Below are 18,341 nucleotides of genomic sequence, written 5' to 3' on the forward strand. Positions count from 1 at the left end.
CAAACGCGCGCCGGTTCCGAACCCGGCGCTCCGGTGCTGGTGGGCGCGGGTGCCGGTCAGACGGCCGAGGACCGGCGGAACCGGTTCACCACGTGCAGGTCGGCCTCGATGGCCGCGGCCGTGGCGCGCAGCTCGGGCAGCAGCTCGGCACGGCACTCGGCCAGGGTGCGCCGCGTGGTGTGCATGGCCACGTTCACCGCCGCGACCGCCCGTCCCGCCGCGTCCCGCACCGGCACGGCGAGGGAGCGCAGCCCTTCCTCCAGCTCCTCGTCGACCAGCGCGTACCCCTGCGCGGCGACCTCGTCGAGCAGGCCGGCCAGTACGGCCGGTGAGGTGACCGTGCGCGGCGTGAGCGCCGGCAGCGCCGTACGGCCGAGCCGTTCCGCGCGCTGCGGGGCGGGCAGATCCGCGAGCAGTACGCGGCCCATGGCGGCGGCGTACGCGGGGAAGCGGGTGCCCAGGGTGATGTTGACGCTCATGATCCGGGTGGTGGCGACCCGGGCCGTGTACTGGATGGCGTCTCCATCGAGCACCGCGAGCGAGGCCGAGTCGTGCACGCGGCGCACGAGGGTGGCCAGATGGGGTGCCGCGATGTCGGAGAGCGTCGTACGGGACAGGGGCGGGCAGCCGAGCGCCAGGACGCGCGGGGTGAGCCGGAAGGCGCGGCCCTCGGTGGCGACCAGGCCCAGATGGTCCAGGGTGATCAGGGCGCGCCGAGCGGTCGCCCGCGGCAGCCCGGTGGCCTCGGCGACGGCGCTGAGGGTCAGCTCGGCCCGGCCGGGCCCGAACGCGGTGAGGACGGTGAGCCCGCGGGCCAGCGACTCGACGAAGTCGGCGCCGAGTTCCTGCTTGGAGGCGGAGGTCCAGGCGGCGAGGGCGGGCGCGGTGGGTCCTGCCTGGAGAGCGGGGGGCCCTGCGGTGCGGGCGGGCGCGGTGGGTCCCGCTTGGGGAGCGGGGGGCCCTTCGGCTCGGGCGGCTCCGGCCGGTCCCGTCGGTCCGGTGGGGCGGGCGAGCTCGGCCTCCATGGTGGCGGCGGTCGCCCGGAGCCGGGGCAGGACGGACTCGCGCAGGGACGCGGCGCTGTGCCGGCTGGTGTGGCTGACGACGCTGAGCGCGCAGAGCGGGATGCCCGCCGGGTCGCGGAGCGGCACGGCCACCGCGATGAGGCCCGGCTCGATCAGCTGGTCGTCGACGGCCGAGCCCTCGGTGCGGGCCCGTTCGGCCCGCTGCGCGAAACGCTCGCCCTGGTCGCCCGCGCCCGGGGGCACACCGGGAAAGCCGAGGCCCTCGGGGTCGGTGGCACGCCGCTCGTGCCATGCGGCCCACTGCCCCGGCGTCCAGTACGCGGCGAACAGCGGCCCCGGCGCGGTGCGTTCGGCGGGCAGCAGGTCGCCGATCCGGAAGGTCAGCGACATCGCGCGGCGCCGGGTGCTCTGGTGGACGAAGCGGATGCCGTCGCCGTCGGGGACCGCGAGCGACACCGACTCGTCCAGCTCCTCGGCGAGCCGGACCGCGCCGGGACCCAGCAGCGCGGGCAGCCGCAACGCGCCCAGATAGGCATTGGCCAGCTCCATCAGACGGGGGGCCAGGGTCACGGCCGGCCCGTCGAGGCGTACGTATCCCATGCGGGCCAGGGTCGCCGCGACCCGGTCGACGGTGGAGCGGGCCAGGCCCGTCGTCCGGACCAGCTCGCCGAGGCTGAGCCGCCCGTCCGCGTCGCTGAGCGCGCGCAGCACGGCCACCCCGCGCATCAGCGGACCGACGGCTTCGGCGGGGACGGTGCTCATCTTGCCTCCGGGGACGGCCTGTTGAGGCATGGGCAGGGGGCGGGGTGTTGACGCGCGGGCCCGCAGAACGCACACTCGGGCCGACGCGTTTCTGAACTCTAGTTCATCTGGCGAACAATTGGCGAGAGCTGTGGTCGGGATCGGGATCGGGATCGGGATCGGGATCGGGCGGGAGCTTTTCATGGACAAAGTCGTACGGGCCCCGGCGGACGCGGTGGCCGACATCCCCGACGGGGCCTCCCTCGCGGTCGGCGGCTTCGGCCTCAGCGGCGTCCCGAACGTGCTGATCGCCGCCCTGTACGCGCAGGGTGCCACCGCGCTGAGCGTGGTCTCCAACAACTGCGGGGTGGACGGCGGCGGCCTCGGCGTCCTGCTCGCGGCCGGCCGCATAGCCCGTGTGACCGGCTCGTACATCGGCACCAACAAGGAGTTCGCCCGCCAGTACCTCACCGGCGAGCTGGAGGTGGAGCTGGTCCCGCAGGGCACGCTGGCCGAGCGGCTGCGCGCCGGGGGCTGCGGCATCCCCGCGTTCTACACCCCGGCGGGCGTCGGCACCCAGGTCGCCGAGGGCGGGCTGCCGCTGCGGTACGGGCCGGACGGCGAGGTGGCCGTGGCCTCGCCGCCCAAGGAGGTGAGGGAGTTCGGCGGGCGCGACCACGTCCTGGAGCACGGCATCACCACGGACTTCGCCCTGGTGCGGGCCTGGAAGGGCGATAGGCACGGAAACCTGGTCCTCCGACGCGCGGCCCGCAACTTCAACCCGCTGGCGGCGATGGCGGGCCGGATCACCGTCGCCGAGGTCGAACACCTCCTGGAACCGGGCGAGTTGGACCCGGACGCGGTGCACGTTCCCGGAGTCTTCGTGCAGCGGGTCGTGCCTCTGACGCCAACTCAGGCCGAGGACAAGGGGATCGAGAAGCGGACGGTACGGCGGAGCGACGACGGGGAGGGGGTCCGGTGAAGGGCTGGACGCGGGACGGGATGGCGGCCCGAGCGGCGGCCGAACTGGCCGACGGGAGCTGTGTGAACCTCGGCATCGGGCTGCCCACCCTGGTGCTGGGCCATCTACCGCCGGGCGTGGATGTGGTGCTCCACTCGGAGAACGGCATCCTCGGCGTCGGACCGTACCCCTTGGAGGAGGACGTGGACCCGGACCTCGTCAACGCGGGCAAGGAGACGGTGACCGTGCTGCCGGGCGCCGCGTTCTTCGACTCCGCGCTGTCGTTCGGGATGATCCGCGGCGGCCACGTCGACACCGCGGTCCTCGGCGCGATGCAGGTGTCCGCGGGCGGCGACCTCGCCAACTGGGCCGTGCCGGGGCGCCTGGTGAGGGGGATGGGCGGTGCGATGGACCTCGTGCACGGGGTGCGCCGGGTGCTCGTCCTGACCGAGCACACGGCGAAGGACGGCACCCCCAAACTCGTCGAGCGCTGCACCCTGCCGCTCACCGGCCGGGCGTGTGTGCACCGGGTCATCACCGACCTGGCCGTGCTCGACATCGACCCCGGGGGCGGGTTCGTCCTGGTCGAGACGGCGCCGGGGGTCGATGCGGAGGAGGTGCGCGCGCGGACGGCGGCGCGGGTGCGGGTGCGGATGGGAGTGCCGGTACGGACGGGGGTGCCGCCGCGGGTGCGTACGGACGGAATCGGATCCGGAGGGGAAACCGGAGGGGACGTGGGAGAGGTGGCAGGGCGATGACGATCGATGCGGTGCCGGACGGCAGGAGCGCGGGGCGGGTCGTGGACCCGTACCGCAGCGGGGCGTTGCGCGAGCCGACGCGGGCGCCGGTGGCCGTCGGCGGTGACCCGGAGGCGGTCGAGCTGTACGGCCCGGTCTTCGGCACCACCGAAGTGACCTCCCTGGACGCGGACTTGACCCGCCGGCACCTGGCGGAGCCGCACGGTGAACGCATCACCGTGTCGGGACGGGTCCTCGACCGCGCGGGCCGACCGGTCCGGGGCCAGCTCGTCGAGATCTGGCAGGCCAACGCGTCCGGGCGCTACGCCCACCAACGCGACCAGCACCCGGCGCCCCTGGACCCGAACTTCACCGGTACGGGCCGGTGCCTGACGGACGCGGACGGCGGCTACGCCTTCACCACGATCCGGCCGGGCGCCTATCCGTGGGGCAACCACGAGAACGCGTGGCGCCCCGCACACATCCACTTCTCGCTCTTCGGCCGCGCGTTCACCCAGCGCCTGGTCACCCAGATGTACTTCCCGGGCGACCCGCTCCTCGCGTACGACCCGATCCTGCACACGGTGAGCGACGCGGCGGCACGGGCTCGGCTGGTGGCCGCCTACGACCCCGAACTGTCCGTGTGCGACTGGTCGTTGGGGTACCGCTGGGACATCGTCCTCGACGGCCCGTCCGCGACACTGCCCGACCCGGAGGCGACCCGGTGACCGCCCCCATACCCGGCCCGGCCCCGGTGCCCGGCCCGGCCCCGGTGCCCGGCCCGGCCTCCGCGCCCGGCCCGGCCTCGGTGCCTGGCTCTGCTTCCGTGCCCGGCCCGGCCTCGGTGCCTGGCTCTGCCTCGGTGCCCGGCCCGGCCTCGGTGCCCGGCGTCGCCTCCACACCCGGGCCCACCCCCTCGCAGACCGTCGGGCCCTTCTACGGATACGCCCTGCCCTTCCCCGGCGGCGGGGAGGTCGCGCCGAGCGGCGACGCGACCGCGATCACTGTGCACGGGTACGTGTACGACGGGGCCGGCGAGCCGGTGCCGGACGCGCTCCTGGAGTTCTGGCAGGCCGCACCGGACGGCTCGCTCGTACCCCGCCCCGGCTCCTGGCGCCGGGACCCCGCCTCGGGGGCCTTCCTGGCTCGCGACGGCCTCGACTTCACGGGCTTCGGGCGGGTCCCGACGGGCGCGGACGGTCACTGGACGCTGCGCACCCTGCCGCCGCCCCCGACCGCGCCCTACCTGTCGATCTGCCTGTTCGCCCGCGGCCTGTCCGGCCACCTCTTCACCCGGGCGTACGTCGAAGGGCTCGGCGGGGAGCGGGAGTTGAAGGGGCTCGCGGGCGACCGGGCCGAAACGTTGCTCGCGCGGCGGGAGGGGGCGGGGGTGTTCCGCTTCGACGTGCGGTTGCAGGGGGAGGGGGAGACGGTGTTCCTGTCCTTCGACCGCTGACCGTCCTGGTCCCGGCGTCCCACCCACCCACCCGCCCGTGCGGCGGGGGTGAAGGGTTCGGCCCCGGGGCGCTGCCCCAGACCCCGGAGGGTTGCCCACCCACCCGCCCGTAGAGGGAGTTGAATGGACTAGGCCCTGGGGCTGCGCCCCAGACCCCCTTGAGGGGCTGCGCCCCTCGAACCCGCCATTTCGGCTGCGCCTCCCGGCTCCCGGGGAGGTTGCCCCCCTCGGCTCCCGGGGAGGCTTGCCCCCTCGGCCCCCGGGGAGGCTGTGCCTCTCCGCCCCCGGGGAGGCTGTGCCGCTCCGCCCCAGGAACTGCGCGCAGCCCTCCCCGGACCCGCGGCCCGCATCCGCCAACGGCGCTCAACCCACCACCAGTGCTCAACCCCCTCAACTCTGCTGAACGGGCGGGCGGGTGGGAAGGGAACCCCGGACCCGCGGCCCGCATCCGCCAACGGCGCTCAACCGACCACCAGTGCCTCAGCCCACCCAACCCCGCCGAACGGGATGGGGGTCCCCCCTGCTCATTAAGAGCTTGGGGGAGGGTGGGAAAGAACCCCCGCCCCCGCCCGCCCCAAGGATCCTCATGCCACGACCCCACCTCGTACTCGCCCCCTCCCTCGGCACGGCCCACACGCTCTGGGCGCCTCAACTACCCGCACTCTCGGCCCGCTTCGAGGTGATCCCCTGGAACCTCCCGGGCCACGGAGACGCCCCGGCATCGGCCCTGAACCCAGGACCGGGACCAGGACCAGGACCAGGACAAGGGCAAGGGCAAGGACCGGAACCAGAACCGGGTCCGGGGCCCAAGTCGGGGCCCGCCCGTATCGAGGCGCTGGGGGAGCTGGTTCTGGCGCGGCTCGACGCGCTCGGCGTCGGCCGGTTCGCCTTCGCCGGAGTCTCCCTCGGCGCAGCCGTCGGCGCGTGGCTGGCCGCGCACCACCCCGAGCGCGTCGAATCCCTCGCCCTGCTCTGCACCTCCGCCCACTTCGGGCCGCCCGAACCCTGGGCCGAGCGGGCCGCAGCCGTGCGGGCGGGCGGGCTCGGGGCGGTCGCCGACAGCGCCCCGGACCGCTGGTTCACCCCGGGCTTCCCGGCCCCGGGCAACCTCCTCGCCGAGCACCACCGCGTGGACCCGGAGGCGTACGCCGTCTGCTGCGAGATCCTCGCCGGGCTCGACCTGCGCCCCGACCTGGCCCGCATCACCGCCCCCACCCTCGTCCTCGCCGGCCGCGACGACACGGCCACTCCGCCCCCGCACGCCCGCGAACTCGCGGACGGCATCCGCGACGCCCAGCTCGTCGAGCTGCCCCGCGCCGGGCACCTCGCCAACGTGGAGCGGCCCCGAGCCGTGACCGAAGCCCTGCTCCAGCACTTCACGAGCACCCACCCCGATCCCCTCCGCCAGGCCGGCGAGAGCGCCCGCCGCTCGGTGCTGGGTGACGCCCACGTGGACCGGGCCCAGGCCCGTACGACCCCCTTCACCGCCCGTTTCCAGGACTTCATCACCCGCTACGCCTGGGGCGAGATCTGGGGCGGGAGCGACGTCGAGGTCGCCGCCGGGGGCGAGGTCCCGGGCCCGGGCCGGGCCGGGGGCCGGGCCACCCTGGACCGCCGGACCCGCAGTGTCATCACGCTCACCGCGCTCGTCGCGGGCGGACACAAGGACGAGCTGGCCCTGCACGTGAAGGGCGCGCTCCGCGGCGGCCTGAGCCCCGACGAGATCGCCGACGTACTGCTCCAGTGCGCCGTGTACTGCTCGGTGCCCGCCGCCAACTCCGCCTTCGCCGTCGCCGAACGGGCGATCAGCGAGTACGCAGCGCATGAAGCCCAGGAAGCCCAGGAAGCCCAGGAAGCGCAGGAAGCGTCGCACGGAGCGGACTACGTGCAGGCGGCGCACCGAGGCGCCCCCGAACAGACCCGTACCGATGGGGAGGACGACTGACATGCCCGGCCGCGAAGAGCGAACCCTCCCCGCCCGCACCACCGTCGCCATCATCGGCGCCGGCCCCGCCGGGCTCCTGCTGGCCCGGCTGCTCCACAACGCGGGGATCGACTGCGTGGTCCTGGAGAGCCGCGACCGCACGTACATCGAGCAGCGCCAGCGTGCCGGCATCCTCGAACAGGGCACCGTCGACGTGCTGCGCGCCGCCGGCGTGGGGGACCGCATGGACCGCGAGGGCCTGCCGCACGACGGCATCGAGCTGCGCTACGACCGCCGCTCCCACCGCATCGACTTCCCGTCCCTCACTGGCGGTCGCCGTGTGATGGTCTACGCCCAGACCGAGGTGGTGAAGGATCTGGTGGCCCGGCAGGTGGTGGACGGACCGCCGTTGCTGTTCGGGGCGGAGGTGGTGGGGGTCGACCTGGAGGCGGGCGACGGCCGCGCCGCCGTCGTCCACTACCGGTCGCCCGGCCGCCACCGCGAGCCCGGCCGCGAAAGCCTCCGCCCCGACCGCCCCGACCGCCCCGACGCCACCCTCACCTGCGACTACGTCATCGGCTGCGACGGCTCCCACGGGGTCTCCCGCGCCGCCGTCCCCGCCGCACTGCGCACCACGTACGAGCGGGCGTACCCCTACTCCTGGCTCGGCATTCTGGCCCAAGCTCCGCCCGTGTACGGCGAGTTGATCTACGCGCACTCCGACCGCGGCTTCGCCCTCGCCAGTATGCGGTCGGCGAGCGTGAGCCGGCTCTACCTCCAGGTGCCCAACGGGACCGACCCCGCCGACTGGCCCGACACCCGCGTCTGGGACGAGCTGGACGCCCGCCTCGCCACCGACGCCGACCCCGGGTGGAAACTGGAGCGCGGCTCGGTCGTCGTCAAATCCGTTCTGCCAATGCGGAGTTGGGTGACCGAAACCATGCGGTACGGGCGGCTCCTGCTGGCCGGGGACGCCGCTCACATCGTGCCGCCCACCGGCGCCAAGGGGCTGAACCTGGCCGTCGCCGACGTCGTCGAGCTGTCCCGCGCGCTCGTCCAGCGGCACGTCACCGGCTCGACGGAACGCCTCGACGCGTACTCCGCGACATGTCTGCGCCGGGTGTGGCGGGCCGAGCACTTCTCGTACACCATGACCGAGCTGCTGCACGCGGATCCGGCGCAGTCCGCGTTCCAGACCCGGCTGCAACTCGCGCAGCTCGACCGCATCGCCCACTCCCGGCACGCCGCGGCCGAGCTGGCCGAGAACTACACGGGTCTGCCGATGGTCCCGCCGTCCCCGTACGCGAGCTGAGCCTCGCCCGCGCTCTCGCCGCACGCACGCAGCCGCACCTGGGTGATCCCGCTGATGTACCGCGCCCCGCACCGGTCGGACGGCACCACCAACTGAGCCCCTACGCCGTCCAGTTGGTTGCCGTCCAGGGTGGTGGCGAGCAGCACCGGCGAGTCGCCGAAGTCCTCGTCGATCTCGGCCCAGGACAGCACCGTCGCGTGTCCGTCCTCGCCGGTGATCTCCAGCAGGAAGCGCGATCGGTCCTTGCGGCGGGCCGGGTCGAAGCCCGGTCCCGCCTCGGTGATCACCTCGCGCAGCAGGGGACCCGTGAAGGTGTGCGCCCGCGGCCCGCTGGTCGCGCAGTCGAAGGTGACGGCCGCGGTCCGCTGCGGCCACCGCTCCCGCAGCTCGGCCACGCTCAGCTCGATGGGTCGGCCCACCGCACCCACTACCGCAATGTGCCGCTCGGCCACGCGTTTATGAGTCATGTACGAGATTATGGCTCGCATCTGCCGTTTTGCATCAGGGGTGCGCGAGACCCTGTTCCGCCGACCGCTGCCCGCCCGGACGCACGGCCGGGCCGCGCACCGTCCCCCACCGTCTCCCGCCCGCGCCCGCACCTTCCTCCAACCGCCGTGACCTGCCACGCTGTTGCGATGACAGAGGTGTTCTTGCGGCGGCTGTCCCGATGGCAGGCCGAGCAGCAGAGGGAATCCGTCGCGGACTTGTACACGGCGGCGTACGACGATGTGCCGGGCGTCGAGCCCCTGGAGCGGAGCGGGTTCCTGCGCCGCTTCGCCGAAGACGTCCAGCGTCCCGGCTTCGACATGATCATCGCGGGCGATCCGTTTCTGGTCGGCTGCGTCTACGGCTACCCGCCCGGACGCGAGGGCGAGTGGTGGCACGGCTTCCGCGGTGCGGCGACCGATGGCACCGAGGAACTCGCCACCGCCGACCGGGTGTTCGCGCTCGCCGAGCTGATGGTGCTGCCCAGTCGCCGCCGCACCGGCATCGCGACCCGCCTCCAGGAGCGTCTCCTGCAACGCCAGGAGGCCGATCTGATCACCACCCTGATCCCCGCCACGGACACCGCGGCGGCCGCGGCCTACGCCTCCTGGGGCTGGACCCGGTCCCCGCTCACCACACCGCCCCCGCAGGGCCCCGCCCTGGACGCCTGGATCCGCCGACCGGCGGGGTGAGGGCGCCGCGGGCCGGGGGCGCGGCCGGGATCCGTGACGGTCAGCCGCCCGCCTCCCGGTACGCCTCCCCCAGCGCCAGCATGCTCTGGCCGAGCCCCGAGCACGCCACCGTGGCGTAGCTGAGGACCAGGGCGGGCGGCCGGGCGGTGTCCGACAGGGTGTAGAAGCTGCCGCCGCGGGTCAGGACCGAGCGGCGGCGGGCCGCACGCAGCAGGGCCTTCTCCTCGATGTGCGGCGGGAGTTGGACGTATGCCTGGAGTCCGCTGTCGCCTCCGGTGAGGCGGGCGCCGGGCAGGCAGGCCTCCGTCTGGCGGCGGATGGTCTGGCGCCGCCGGTGCAGTTCCGTGCGCAGCTGGCGCTGGTAGCGGTCGAGCGCGCCGGTGTCGATGAAGCGGGCGAAGGTGAGCTGTTCGAGGCCCGAGCAGCCGATGTCCCAGCCGGCCCGCACGTACTCGACCGACGCCATCAGCTCGGAGGGCGCCGCCAGCCAGCCGAGCCGCAGCGCCGGGGCCAGCGTCTTGCTCGCGCTGCCCGCGTACACCACCCGGTCGGGCGCGAGGCTCTGGAGCGCCGGGAGCCGGTCCGAGCGGTGCAGGAAGGCGCTGTCGAAGTCGTCCTCGATGATGTAGCCGCCGACCTCGCGGGCCCAGGCGATCAGCCGCTCCCGCCGGGGCACGCAGAGCCGCACCCCGGTCGGGAACTGGTTGCCCGGCGTCAGCAGCACCGCCCGCGCGCCGCTCTGCTCCAGGACGTCGACCCGCAGCCCGTCCTCGTCGACCGGGATGCCGATCACCCGCAGCCCCGAGCTGGTGACGAACTCGCGCTCGCCCGGGTGCCCCGGGTCCTCCACCGCGAGCGTGGTGTGGCCCCGGTCCAGGAGCACCCGGCAGATCAGGGCGAGGCCCTGGGCGAAGCCCGCGGTGACCATGAGGTCCTCGGGCCGGCTGCGCACCCCGCGCACCCGGCCGAGATAGCCGGCGAGGACCCGCCTGGCCTGCGGGACGCCGGCCGGCGGGGAGTAGCCGAGTTCCTGGTGGCCGGCGTCGGAGACCACGGCCGTCATGCAGCGGATCCACTCCTGGCGCGGGAAGTCGACGACGTTGGACGTTCCGGTGCGCAGGTCCCACATCGCCTCGGGCGCGGTCTCCGGGTCGGGCGGCACCAGGCGCGAGGCCGAGTCGGCAGCGCCGGCCCGCTCCGCGACCGTCGTGCCCGAGCCGTGTCTGGTCTGCAAATAGCCCTCGGCCGACAGCTGCTCGTACGCCTCCACCACGACGCTGCGGGACACCCCTATATCCAGTGCCAGTTGGCGGCTGGACGGAATCCGGGTTCCCGGCCACAAAGTTTGATCCTCAATTAGTTTGCGCAGCGAATTGCGTATTTGAACGGCGAGCGGAAGGCGCGATTCGCGGTCCAGGGTGAGGGCTAGCTGTAGCGGCAAAGTGGTCTTCTCTCCGGAGGCCGAAGTGGTATGGCTGGGCCGGTCCCACATTTGATGGAGTCGTTGAGCACACACATTCGTCGCCAGGGGAAAACGGCGGGTGGGGGTGGGACGGGGGAGTCCGGCGCGAACGGCCCGGACATGCGTGACGTGCGGAGCCGGGCCAGCGGCGCCCCGTCGATGTGCATGGTCATTCCTCGAAGCCCCTGCGGTCCAGTCGGATCAGGAAGGCTTTCGGCATGTCCTTGTTGTCAGATCTAGCGGAACTGTCAGAAGTGCCAGCGTACGATGCGGAATTGTGTCCCGACGAAGCGGTCGTGAACATTCCGGTCCGAGTGGTTTCCGAGGAACTCCCGCAGGTGGAAGCGCTGGGCCTGTACGAGGCGCTCTCCCGCACCCGGGAAGAGGGCGACGTCTATCTCTTCGAAAGCCTCGACGGTCCCGACCAGGACCGCCACTACGCCGCCGTGGGATACGGCCGCCTCGCCGAGCTGCGCATTCACGCCGACCGGCTGGAACTCGCCGCTCCCGGCGCGCTCGGCGACCGGCTCGCCACCGCGCTGACGGCGACCGTGGGGGAGGGCGGCCGGGCGGTCGCAGGTGCTACGGACGGCACCCGGCAGTGGCCCGTGCGCGACTCCGGCACCGTCTGGCGGGCGCTGCGCACCGTCCAGGCCCTGTTCGACGTCGACACGGCCGTGCCCACCGGCACCTTCGCCTTCGGCTTCCTCACCACCCTCTCCTACGAGGCGGCGTGGGCGATGGAGGAACTGCCCACGAGCCAGGCCGACGCGGGCCTGCCGCGCTGCACGCTCACCCTCTTCAAGGACACGGTCTGGTACGACCTGAAGCGCGGCGGCGTACGTCATCTCGCCGCCTCCGGGCCCCAGTTGACCATCACGCCGGGTCAGCCGTCGCTGCGTACGGTCGTCGAGGCCGTACGAGCTGCGGGAAACGGGGGCGGCGGCGGGCAAGGGCGTGCGGGCGACGAGGGCGTCCCGCAGGCGCCGGTGGCGAGGTCCGTCCGGGACACCGTGGACGAGGCCACCTTCATCGAGCGGGCCGAGCGCTGCCTGCACCACATAGGCATCGGGGACAGCTACCAGATACAGATAGGCCATCGCATCGACGTGGAAACGGAGTTGACCCCGCTCCAGGTCTACCGGAGGCTGCGCCACCGCAACCCGTCGCCCTACATGTACCTCGTGCCCTGGGCCGGGCGGACCGTGATCGGGGCCAGCCCCGAGCTGTTCATCCGGGTCGAGGACGACGCCATCTCGATGCGGCCCATCGCCGGCACCGCGCGCCGCGCCGCCGACCCGGACGAGGACGCCCGCAGGGTGGCCGAGCTGCGGGACAGCGCCAAGGAACAGGCCGAGCACATCATGCTGGTCGACCTGTGCCGCAACGACATCGGCCGGGTCTGCGAGCCCGGCACGCTCTCCGTCGACACCATGATGGAGGTCGAACCCTTCGCCTACGTCCACCACTTGGTGTCCACCGTCTCGGGCCGGATCAGACGCGGGACGGACGTGTGGGCGGCCATCTGTGCGACGTTCCCGGCCGGCACGATGACCGGCGCGCCCAAGCTGCGCGCCATGGAGATCATCGACGACCTGGAGGAGCACCCGCGCGGCATCTACGCGGGCGCCCTCGGCCTCGTCGACGTGCGCGGCTTCGCGGTGCTCGCCCTGTGCATCCGCACCGCCGTCCACGACGGCGTCCGCTACAGCACCCAGGCCTCGGCCGGCATGGTCGCCGACTCCGAGCCCGCCGCCGAATGGCGCGAGACGCTCGCCAAGATGAGCGCCACCTACTGGGCCCTGACCGGCGAGGAGCTGCTGAAGTGAAGGTCCTCCTCGTCGACGCGTACGACAGCTTCAGCCACATCATCGACCAGTACCTGCTCAGCCTCGGCGCCGAGACGGACGTGGTGCGCTCGCGCACCCGCTCCGTGGCCGAGCTGATCGAATCGGCCCCCGACGCGGTGGTCCTCGGCCCCGGCCCCGGCCACCCGGCCGACTCCGGCCACGTCGAGCTCGTGCACGCCTTCGCCGGGCGGGTCCCGCTGCTCGGGGTGTGCCTCGGTCACCAGGCGATCGGCCTCGCGTACGGCGCGAGGATCGCCGTCGCCCAGCGGCTGATGCACGGCAAGACCAGCCCCGTCCGCCACGACGGCCTCGGCGTCTTCGCGGGCGCGGCGCAGCCGCTGACCGTCACCCGCTACCACTCCCTGATCGTCACCGACCCGCCGCCGGAGCTGACGGTGACGGCGACCTCCGAGGACGACGGCTACGTCATGGGCGTGCGCCACGCGAGCCTCGCGGTGGAGGGCGTGCAGTTCCACCCCGAGAGCGTGATGACGGCGGACGGCATGCGCCTCTTCGCCAACTTCCTTGCCAGCACGGCCCCTTCGTCGGCCGCGGCTTCCCTTTAGCAGCCCGTTCGGCAGCAGCCCGTTCGGCCGCTTGAGCCCACCCGGAGAGGAACCCCGCCATGTGGCTCCCCACAGACGGTCCCGCCGCAGAATTCACCGCCCGCTACCTCGAACTGCACCGCGCCTTCTACGCCCGCACCCTCACCGACACCGCCCTCGCACAGTGGCGCACGGGCCAGCTGGGCACCGTACTGGAGCAGGTCAGCACCCAATCGGCCTTCTACAGCCGCCACTTGAAGGACGCGGACCTCGACTCCGCCACGCCGGACGACCTCACCGCGCTGCCCTTCACCACCAAGACCCATCTGCGCGAGGAGATGCTCGACGTCCTCAGCCGCCCGCTCGCCGACGCGCTCTTCTTCTACGAGACGACCGGCACCACCGGCCGGGCCACGCCCTGCCCCCGCGACGGCCGTGAGATCGTCGCCAGCAACGCGCACATCACCGAGTCCTGGGGCTCGATCTTCCGCCACCACTTCGGCGAACACCGCCCCCGTATCGGCCTGATGGGCCCCACCGAGGTGCACTCGTTCGGCGACACCCTCGGTGACATCGCCCGCAACACCGGCTCCATGAACGCCAAGATCTGGCCGTACTCGCCCGTCATCGGCTTCGAGAAGGCGCTCCAGCTGATGAAGGACCTCGAACTGGAGGTCATCTGCTGCACCCCCGGAGTCGCCCTCACCCTGGCCAAGGCCGCCGAGCACTACGGCTACGACCTGCGCGAGGACTTCTCGGTCAAGCTGCTCTTCGTCACCGGCGAGATGTGTACGCCCGCCCTCGCGCACAACCTGGAGACGGTCTGGGGCGCGGACGTCTACAACATCCTGTACGGATCGCAGGAGGCGTTCGTCATCGCGACCGCCTGCCGCAACAAGCGGATGCATCTGTCGCAGACGAACTACGTCATCGAGGTCGTCGACCCCGAGACGGGAGAGTCCCAAGGGCCGCGCGGCAGCGGTGAGTTGACGGTCACCATGCTGATCGACGGGGTCAAGCCGCTCGTTCGCTATCGCACCGGCGACGCGGTCGTGGTGGAGGAGTCCGACTGCGGCTGCGAAATGCCGGGCGACCTCGTGCGTATCGTCGGCCGTACCCTGGACCGGCTCGAACTCGGTGGGCGGCGCTTCACCGCCGGGCAGATCGAGACGGCGGTCATGACCGGGGTCACCGGGTCCGCCGGATACCAGGTGGTCATCGAGCGGGACGAGTCCACCGGGCAGGACCGGCTGACGGTCCGCCTCGAACTGCTCAAGGGGCTCGTCGAGGACGGCCCCGGGCTCAGCGGCGCGGTGCGCGACCGGGCGTCCGAGGCGCTCGGGGTGCCCGTCACGGTGGAGCTGAGCGACGGACTCGACCCGATCGTCAGCACGGGCGCCTTCGTGAGCTGGAAGGCCGCCCGCATCGTGGACCGGCGCATCGCGCCCGACCACGAGACCCAGGTGGCCCGCAAGATGGCGGCGAACCGTGGCTACGAAAGCTGAGGCGGGCGCCCTGCCGGGGGCGCTGGCCGAGGAGTACACGGCGCGCTGGAGCGAGCTGGCCGGACGCTGGGCGGCCCGGCCCGGCACCACCCTGGGCACGCTCGGCCCGGCCGGCACGTCCAGCGACCTGGCCGCGCGGTTCCTGGCGGCCGAGCACGGGCTGCGGGTCGAGCTGTTCGCCACGTTCGACGACGTGCTGCGTCAACTATTGGACGGGGTAGTCGAGTTGGCGCTGGTCCCCAGCGCCTACGGCGGGCTCACCGGATTCCACTGGCACCGGGACCTGCGCCTGCGGGCGTTCTTCCCGCAGGCCACGCCGGAGTACGGGATCGCGAGTGCGGCGGCCGGTTCGGGGACGGCCGCGGCGGTTCCTCCGGGGGAGGGGCCCGTGGCGGTCGCGGCGATGTGGGAGGTGCGGCGGATCTACGCGGAGGTGGCTCCGCCGGGCCTGGCCGGGCGCGAGGTGGTCTGGGTCGACGCGGCGTCCACGCAGCACGCGGCGGAGATCCTCGCGGGGGGCGGGGCGGAGCTGGCGGTCACCAATGCGCCGGGTGTGCGGGCGCACGGGCTCAGCTGGGTGGCCAGGCGCCCCGGCGCGGAGATCATCTGGACGCTGTTCGGGCGGGCGGAGGGGTCTGAACTGGGCTCAGCAACAGCCGAGTTGAGGCCCTCGCCGGCCTGAGCGATCGCGCACCCGGGCCGCGCTTGCGCCGGGGACGCCGGGTGGCCGTTAGCGCAGTTCCCCGCGCCCCTAACCCTCTGTCGGCCTCGCACCGTGCGTGGTTGCTCGCCTCGCGCAGTTCCCCGCGCCCCCAAATTCCGTCTTCGTCCGCGGACCGTGGTCGCTTCTCGCGCAGTTCCCCGCGCCCCTGAAGGCTCGGTGCTGGCCCGCATCGACATCCTCAGCCCGTCATGGGGGTCCCCCCTGGCCCTTAAGGCCTTGGGGGAGATTGAGGACGAGCGCCGTTCAGGCGCGACGGGGGTGCAGGGGGCGGAGCCCCCTGCGGGGGTCCGAGGGGCGCAGCCCCTCAAGGGGGTCCGGGGCACAGCCCCAGGGATGGGGGCTGCCCGTTGCAGCCCATTCGATACCGCTAGGAGAAGCCATGGCACGCCGCAAGACCCTGCTCCACCGAGCCACCGTCCAGGAGGGCCTGGGCCGAGCCTCCGTACCCCGCCGAAGCGTGCTGATCGACGGGGACCACATCGAGGCCGTCCTCCCCGAGGACCTCGCCCCCCTGCACACCCCCGGCATCGACGTGCTCGACCTCGACGGCCGGACCGTCATGCCGGGGATGACGCTCGGCCACACCCACATCGCCTACCTGAACGTCCTCGACGGCCGCGAGATGCTGTTCAAGTACTCGATCCCCGAGGTCACCCTCGGCGCGGCCGAGAACACCAGGAACCTCCTGGCCCTCGGCTACACCGCCTTCGTCGGCGCCGGATCCGTCTCCGGAATCGACATGGCCCTGCGCCGGGCCGTCGACTCGGGGCGCCTGGCCGGTCCGAGGATCACCCCGTGCAGCCGGGACCTCATGGTGTCGGGGCCGCCCGAGCGGCGTAACCCCGAGGTCAAGAAGCGCATCCCGTCCGATCTGATGCGCCTGGCCGACACCCCGGAGGAGATGGCCGAGTACGTCGCCGGGGAGATCGCCCAGGGGGCAGAGATCGTCAAGGTGTTCTCGTCCGGCGACGACACCTTCCCCAACGGCCGCTCGCACGAACTCCTCTTCACCGCAGAGGAGTTGAAGATCGCCGCCGAGACCGCGCACGGCCTCGGCGCCAAGGTGCGGGCGCACTCGCGCGGCCTCGCCGGGATCCGTAACGCCATCGCCGCCGGCGTCGACGTCATCGACCACGCCACCTACGCCGACGACGCCGCGCTCGACGCCATCGCCGAACGCGGGATCTTCGTCGTGCCGAGCCTCTACCAGCCGCACATGCTGCTGACCACGGGCACCGAGCACGGCAAGACCACCGAGTATCTGGAGACCCTCGAATTCGAGGCCGAGGTCGCCAACACGCTGCGGATCCTGCCGCTCATGGTCGAACTCGGCATCCCGGTGGTCGCCGGGGACGACTTCGGGTTCGCCTGGACCCCGCACGGCAGCTACGCCAAGGAGCTTGAGCTGTACGTGACGATGGCCGGCATCCCGGCCCCCACCGTGCTGACCTGGGCCACCGCCAACGGCGCCCGGCTCGCCGGACGCGGGGACCTGGCGGGCGTGGTCGCGGCCGGCCGCCTCGCCGACCTGGTCGTCACCGACGGCGACCCGGCCGAGGACATCACCGTCCTGAGCCGGCCCGGAGCGATCGAACTGGTCCTCCTCGGCGGTGCCCCCGTCGCCGGTGACGCCACCCCCTTCCGTACCCGAGTCCCGGCTGGAGCCGCGTGATGAGCAGGACCCGAGCCGTACTTCCCGTCCTTCCGGTCCTCGCGGTGGGCGCCTTCGCCATCGGCACCGACACCTTCGTGGTGGCCGGAGTGCTGCCCGAAGTGGTGGACGGGCTGAAGTCGAACCTCGCCGACGTGGGCTGGGTCAGTACCGTCTTCGCGCTCACCTATGCCGTGCTCGCGCCGGTACTCGGCGCCCTCACCGGCCGGGTGGAGCGGCGTACCGTACTCGTCATATCGCTTGTCGTCTTCGCGCTCGGGAACGCGGCCTCCGCGCTCGCCCCGGGGCTCGGCTGGCTGCTCGCGGCCCGGGTGGCGACCGCGGCGGGAGCCGCGCTCTACATCCCGGCGGCCTCCGCCTCGGCAGCCGCCCTGTCCGCGCCCGAGCGGCGCGGCCGGGCCATGGCCGTGGTGCTCGGCGGGCTGTCCGCGGCGACCGTCGCGGGCGTGCCGTTCGGCACCTGGCTGGCCGCCGACCTCGGCTGGCGGTCCACGTTCTGGCTGCTCGCCGGGCTCGGCGTGGTGTGCGCCGCCGCCGTCGCGGGCGGCCTTCCGCAGGTGCGGCTGCCCGCATCGCCCGGACTCGCGGCCCGGCTCGCCCCGGTGCGGGACGCGCGGGTGCTGTTCACCGTGCTCACCACCCTGCTGTTCATGACCGGCGGCTACCTCGTCCTGACCTACATCGGCGCGGTGCTCGCCCCGGCCACCGACGGCAACGGCACCACCCTCGCCCTGCTGCTCCTGGTGTTCGGGGTGCTCGCGGTCGGCGGCACGGTCCTCGGCGGCCGGGCCACCGACCGCTGGGGCCCCACGCCCGTCCTGCTCGCCTCCGTGGCCGGGCTCGCCGTGGTCCTCGCCACGCTTCCGCTGACCCGGGACGGCCTGGCGACCGCCGCGCTCGCCATGGGTGCCTGGGGCGTCACCGCGATGGCGACCCAACCCCCGCAGCAGCACCGCCTGTTCGCGATCGCACCCACCTCGGGTCCGCTGCTGCTCTCGCTGAACTCCTCGGCCACCTTCGCCGGCATCTCGCTCGGCGGGTTCATCGGCGGCCGGGTCATCGCCCAGGCCGGCAGCCACGCCCTGGACCGCCTCGGCCAGCTCGGTGCCGTCCTCGCGGTGCTCGCCCTGGGGACCGCCCTGATCGGCGTACGGGTGAGGACGGCGGCCCCGGCCACCGCCGACGCCCCGGCGGCGCCCCGGCCCGCGGAGAAGACCGCCTGACCGGGCGGGCGGCCCGCAAGTGGACT

16 protein-coding genes are annotated in these 18,341 nt (G+C 73.2%); 13 read left to right on the forward strand and 3 right to left on the reverse strand.

What is annotated here, in order from left to right; all coding sequences use genetic code 11:
• Positions 1-56: 56 nt before the first annotated feature.
• Positions 57-1,787, reverse strand: a complete 1,731-nt coding sequence (locus CG740_RS05435; RefSeq protein WP_234376085.1) for an IclR family transcriptional regulator domain-containing protein — start codon at positions 1,785-1,787, stop codon at positions 57-59.
• Between the two features lie 181 nt (positions 1,788-1,968).
• Here CG740_RS05435 and CG740_RS05440 point away from each other — a divergent pair, with 181 nt between their 5' ends.
• The 6 genes from CG740_RS05440 (at position 1,969) to CG740_RS05470 (ending at position 8,156) form a co-directional block, all read left to right on the forward strand.
• The gene (locus CG740_RS05440) at positions 1,969-2,748 is read left to right on the forward strand and encodes a CoA transferase subunit A (RefSeq protein WP_100574249.1); all 780 of its coding nucleotides are present in this window, start codon (positions 1,969-1,971) and stop codon (positions 2,746-2,748) included.
• A gap of 20 nt (positions 2,749-2,768) precedes the next feature.
• Positions 2,769-3,485, forward strand: a complete 717-nt coding sequence (locus tag CG740_RS05445) for a 3-oxoacid CoA-transferase subunit B (RefSeq protein ID WP_100574250.1) — start codon at positions 2,769-2,771, stop codon at positions 3,483-3,485.
• Positions 3,482-4,192, forward strand: a complete 711-nt coding sequence (pcaH, locus tag CG740_RS05450; protein WP_100573800.1) for a protocatechuate 3,4-dioxygenase subunit beta — start codon at positions 3,482-3,484, stop codon at positions 4,190-4,192. Before CG740_RS05445 ends, pcaH begins: the two co-directional genes overlap by 4 nt.
• A 134-nt stretch (positions 4,193-4,326) precedes the next feature.
• Positions 4,327-4,920 (forward strand): protocatechuate 3,4-dioxygenase subunit alpha, encoded by a 594-nt coding sequence (locus tag CG740_RS05460; RefSeq protein ID WP_442802812.1) that lies wholly within the window; start codon positions 4,327-4,329, stop codon positions 4,918-4,920.
• Positions 4,921-5,506: 586 nt separating this feature from the next.
• Positions 5,507-6,865 (forward strand): alpha/beta fold hydrolase, encoded by a 1,359-nt coding sequence (locus tag CG740_RS05465; RefSeq protein ID WP_100573801.1) that lies wholly within the window; start codon positions 5,507-5,509, stop codon positions 6,863-6,865.
• Position 6,866: 1 nt separating this feature from the next.
• On the forward strand, positions 6,867-8,156 hold the full coding sequence (locus CG740_RS05470) for a 4-hydroxybenzoate 3-monooxygenase (RefSeq protein ID WP_100573802.1): 1,290 nt from the start codon (positions 6,867-6,869) through the stop codon (positions 8,154-8,156).
• Here the strand turns inward: CG740_RS05470 and CG740_RS05475 are convergent.
• Positions 8,111-8,623 carry a molybdopterin-dependent oxidoreductase gene (locus tag CG740_RS05475; RefSeq protein WP_100573803.1) on the reverse strand — a complete coding sequence of 171 codons (513 nt, stop codon included), beginning with the start codon at positions 8,621-8,623 and terminating at the stop codon, positions 8,111-8,113. The genes CG740_RS05470 and CG740_RS05475 overlap by 46 nt on opposite strands.
• Before the next feature lie 168 nt (positions 8,624-8,791).
• On the opposite strand from CG740_RS05475, the gene CG740_RS05480 reads away from it, so the two are divergent.
• Positions 8,792-9,334: a hypothetical protein gene (locus CG740_RS05480; RefSeq protein WP_159030233.1), complete on the forward strand. Its 543-nt coding sequence runs from the start codon at positions 8,792-8,794 to the stop codon at positions 9,332-9,334.
• A gap of 40 nt (positions 9,335-9,374) precedes the next feature.
• On the opposite strand, the gene pdxR is transcribed toward CG740_RS05480, so the two are convergent.
• Entirely contained in the window at positions 9,375-10,826 is a 1,452-nt protein-coding gene (gene pdxR, locus CG740_RS05485; protein ID WP_199846348.1) for a MocR-like pyridoxine biosynthesis transcription factor PdxR, read from the reverse strand.
• A gap of 266 nt (positions 10,827-11,092) precedes the next feature.
• On the opposite strand from pdxR, the gene CG740_RS05490 reads away from it, so the two are divergent.
• The 6 genes from CG740_RS05490 to CG740_RS05515 all read left to right on the forward strand — a co-directional run bounded on the left by CG740_RS05490 (position 11,093) and on the right by CG740_RS05515 (position 18,315).
• Positions 11,093-12,625, forward strand: a complete 1,533-nt coding sequence (locus tag CG740_RS05490; protein WP_234376086.1) for an anthranilate synthase component I family protein — start codon at positions 11,093-11,095, stop codon at positions 12,623-12,625.
• Positions 12,622-13,212, forward strand: coding sequence for an anthranilate synthase component II (locus CG740_RS05495; protein WP_100573807.1), 591 nt, complete (start codon positions 12,622-12,624; stop codon positions 13,210-13,212). The genes CG740_RS05490 and CG740_RS05495 overlap by 4 nt, the downstream gene beginning before the upstream one ends.
• Positions 13,213-13,271: 59 nt before the next feature.
• On the forward strand, positions 13,272-14,696 hold the full coding sequence (locus CG740_RS05500) for a phenylacetate--CoA ligase family protein (RefSeq protein ID WP_100573808.1): 1,425 nt from the start codon (positions 13,272-13,274) through the stop codon (positions 14,694-14,696).
• The gene (locus tag CG740_RS05505; protein WP_100573809.1) at positions 14,680-15,378 is read left to right on the forward strand and encodes a prephenate dehydratase; all 699 of its coding nucleotides are present in this window, start codon (positions 14,680-14,682) and stop codon (positions 15,376-15,378) included. Before CG740_RS05500 ends, CG740_RS05505 begins: the two co-directional genes overlap by 17 nt.
• 421 nt (positions 15,379-15,799) lie before the next feature.
• On the forward strand, positions 15,800-17,092 hold the full coding sequence (locus tag CG740_RS05510) for an amidohydrolase family protein (protein WP_100573810.1): 1,293 nt from the start codon (positions 15,800-15,802) through the stop codon (positions 17,090-17,092).
• Positions 17,092-18,315, forward strand: coding sequence for an MFS transporter (locus CG740_RS05515; protein ID WP_100573811.1), 1,224 nt, complete (start codon positions 17,092-17,094; stop codon positions 18,313-18,315). Before CG740_RS05510 ends, CG740_RS05515 begins: the two co-directional genes overlap by 1 nt.
• Positions 18,316-18,341: the final 26 nt, after the last annotated feature.

The organism is Streptomyces sp. CB01201, assembly GCF_002803085.1.
Taxonomy (GTDB): domain Bacteria; phylum Actinomycetota; class Actinomycetes; order Streptomycetales; family Streptomycetaceae; genus Streptomyces; species Streptomyces hundungensis.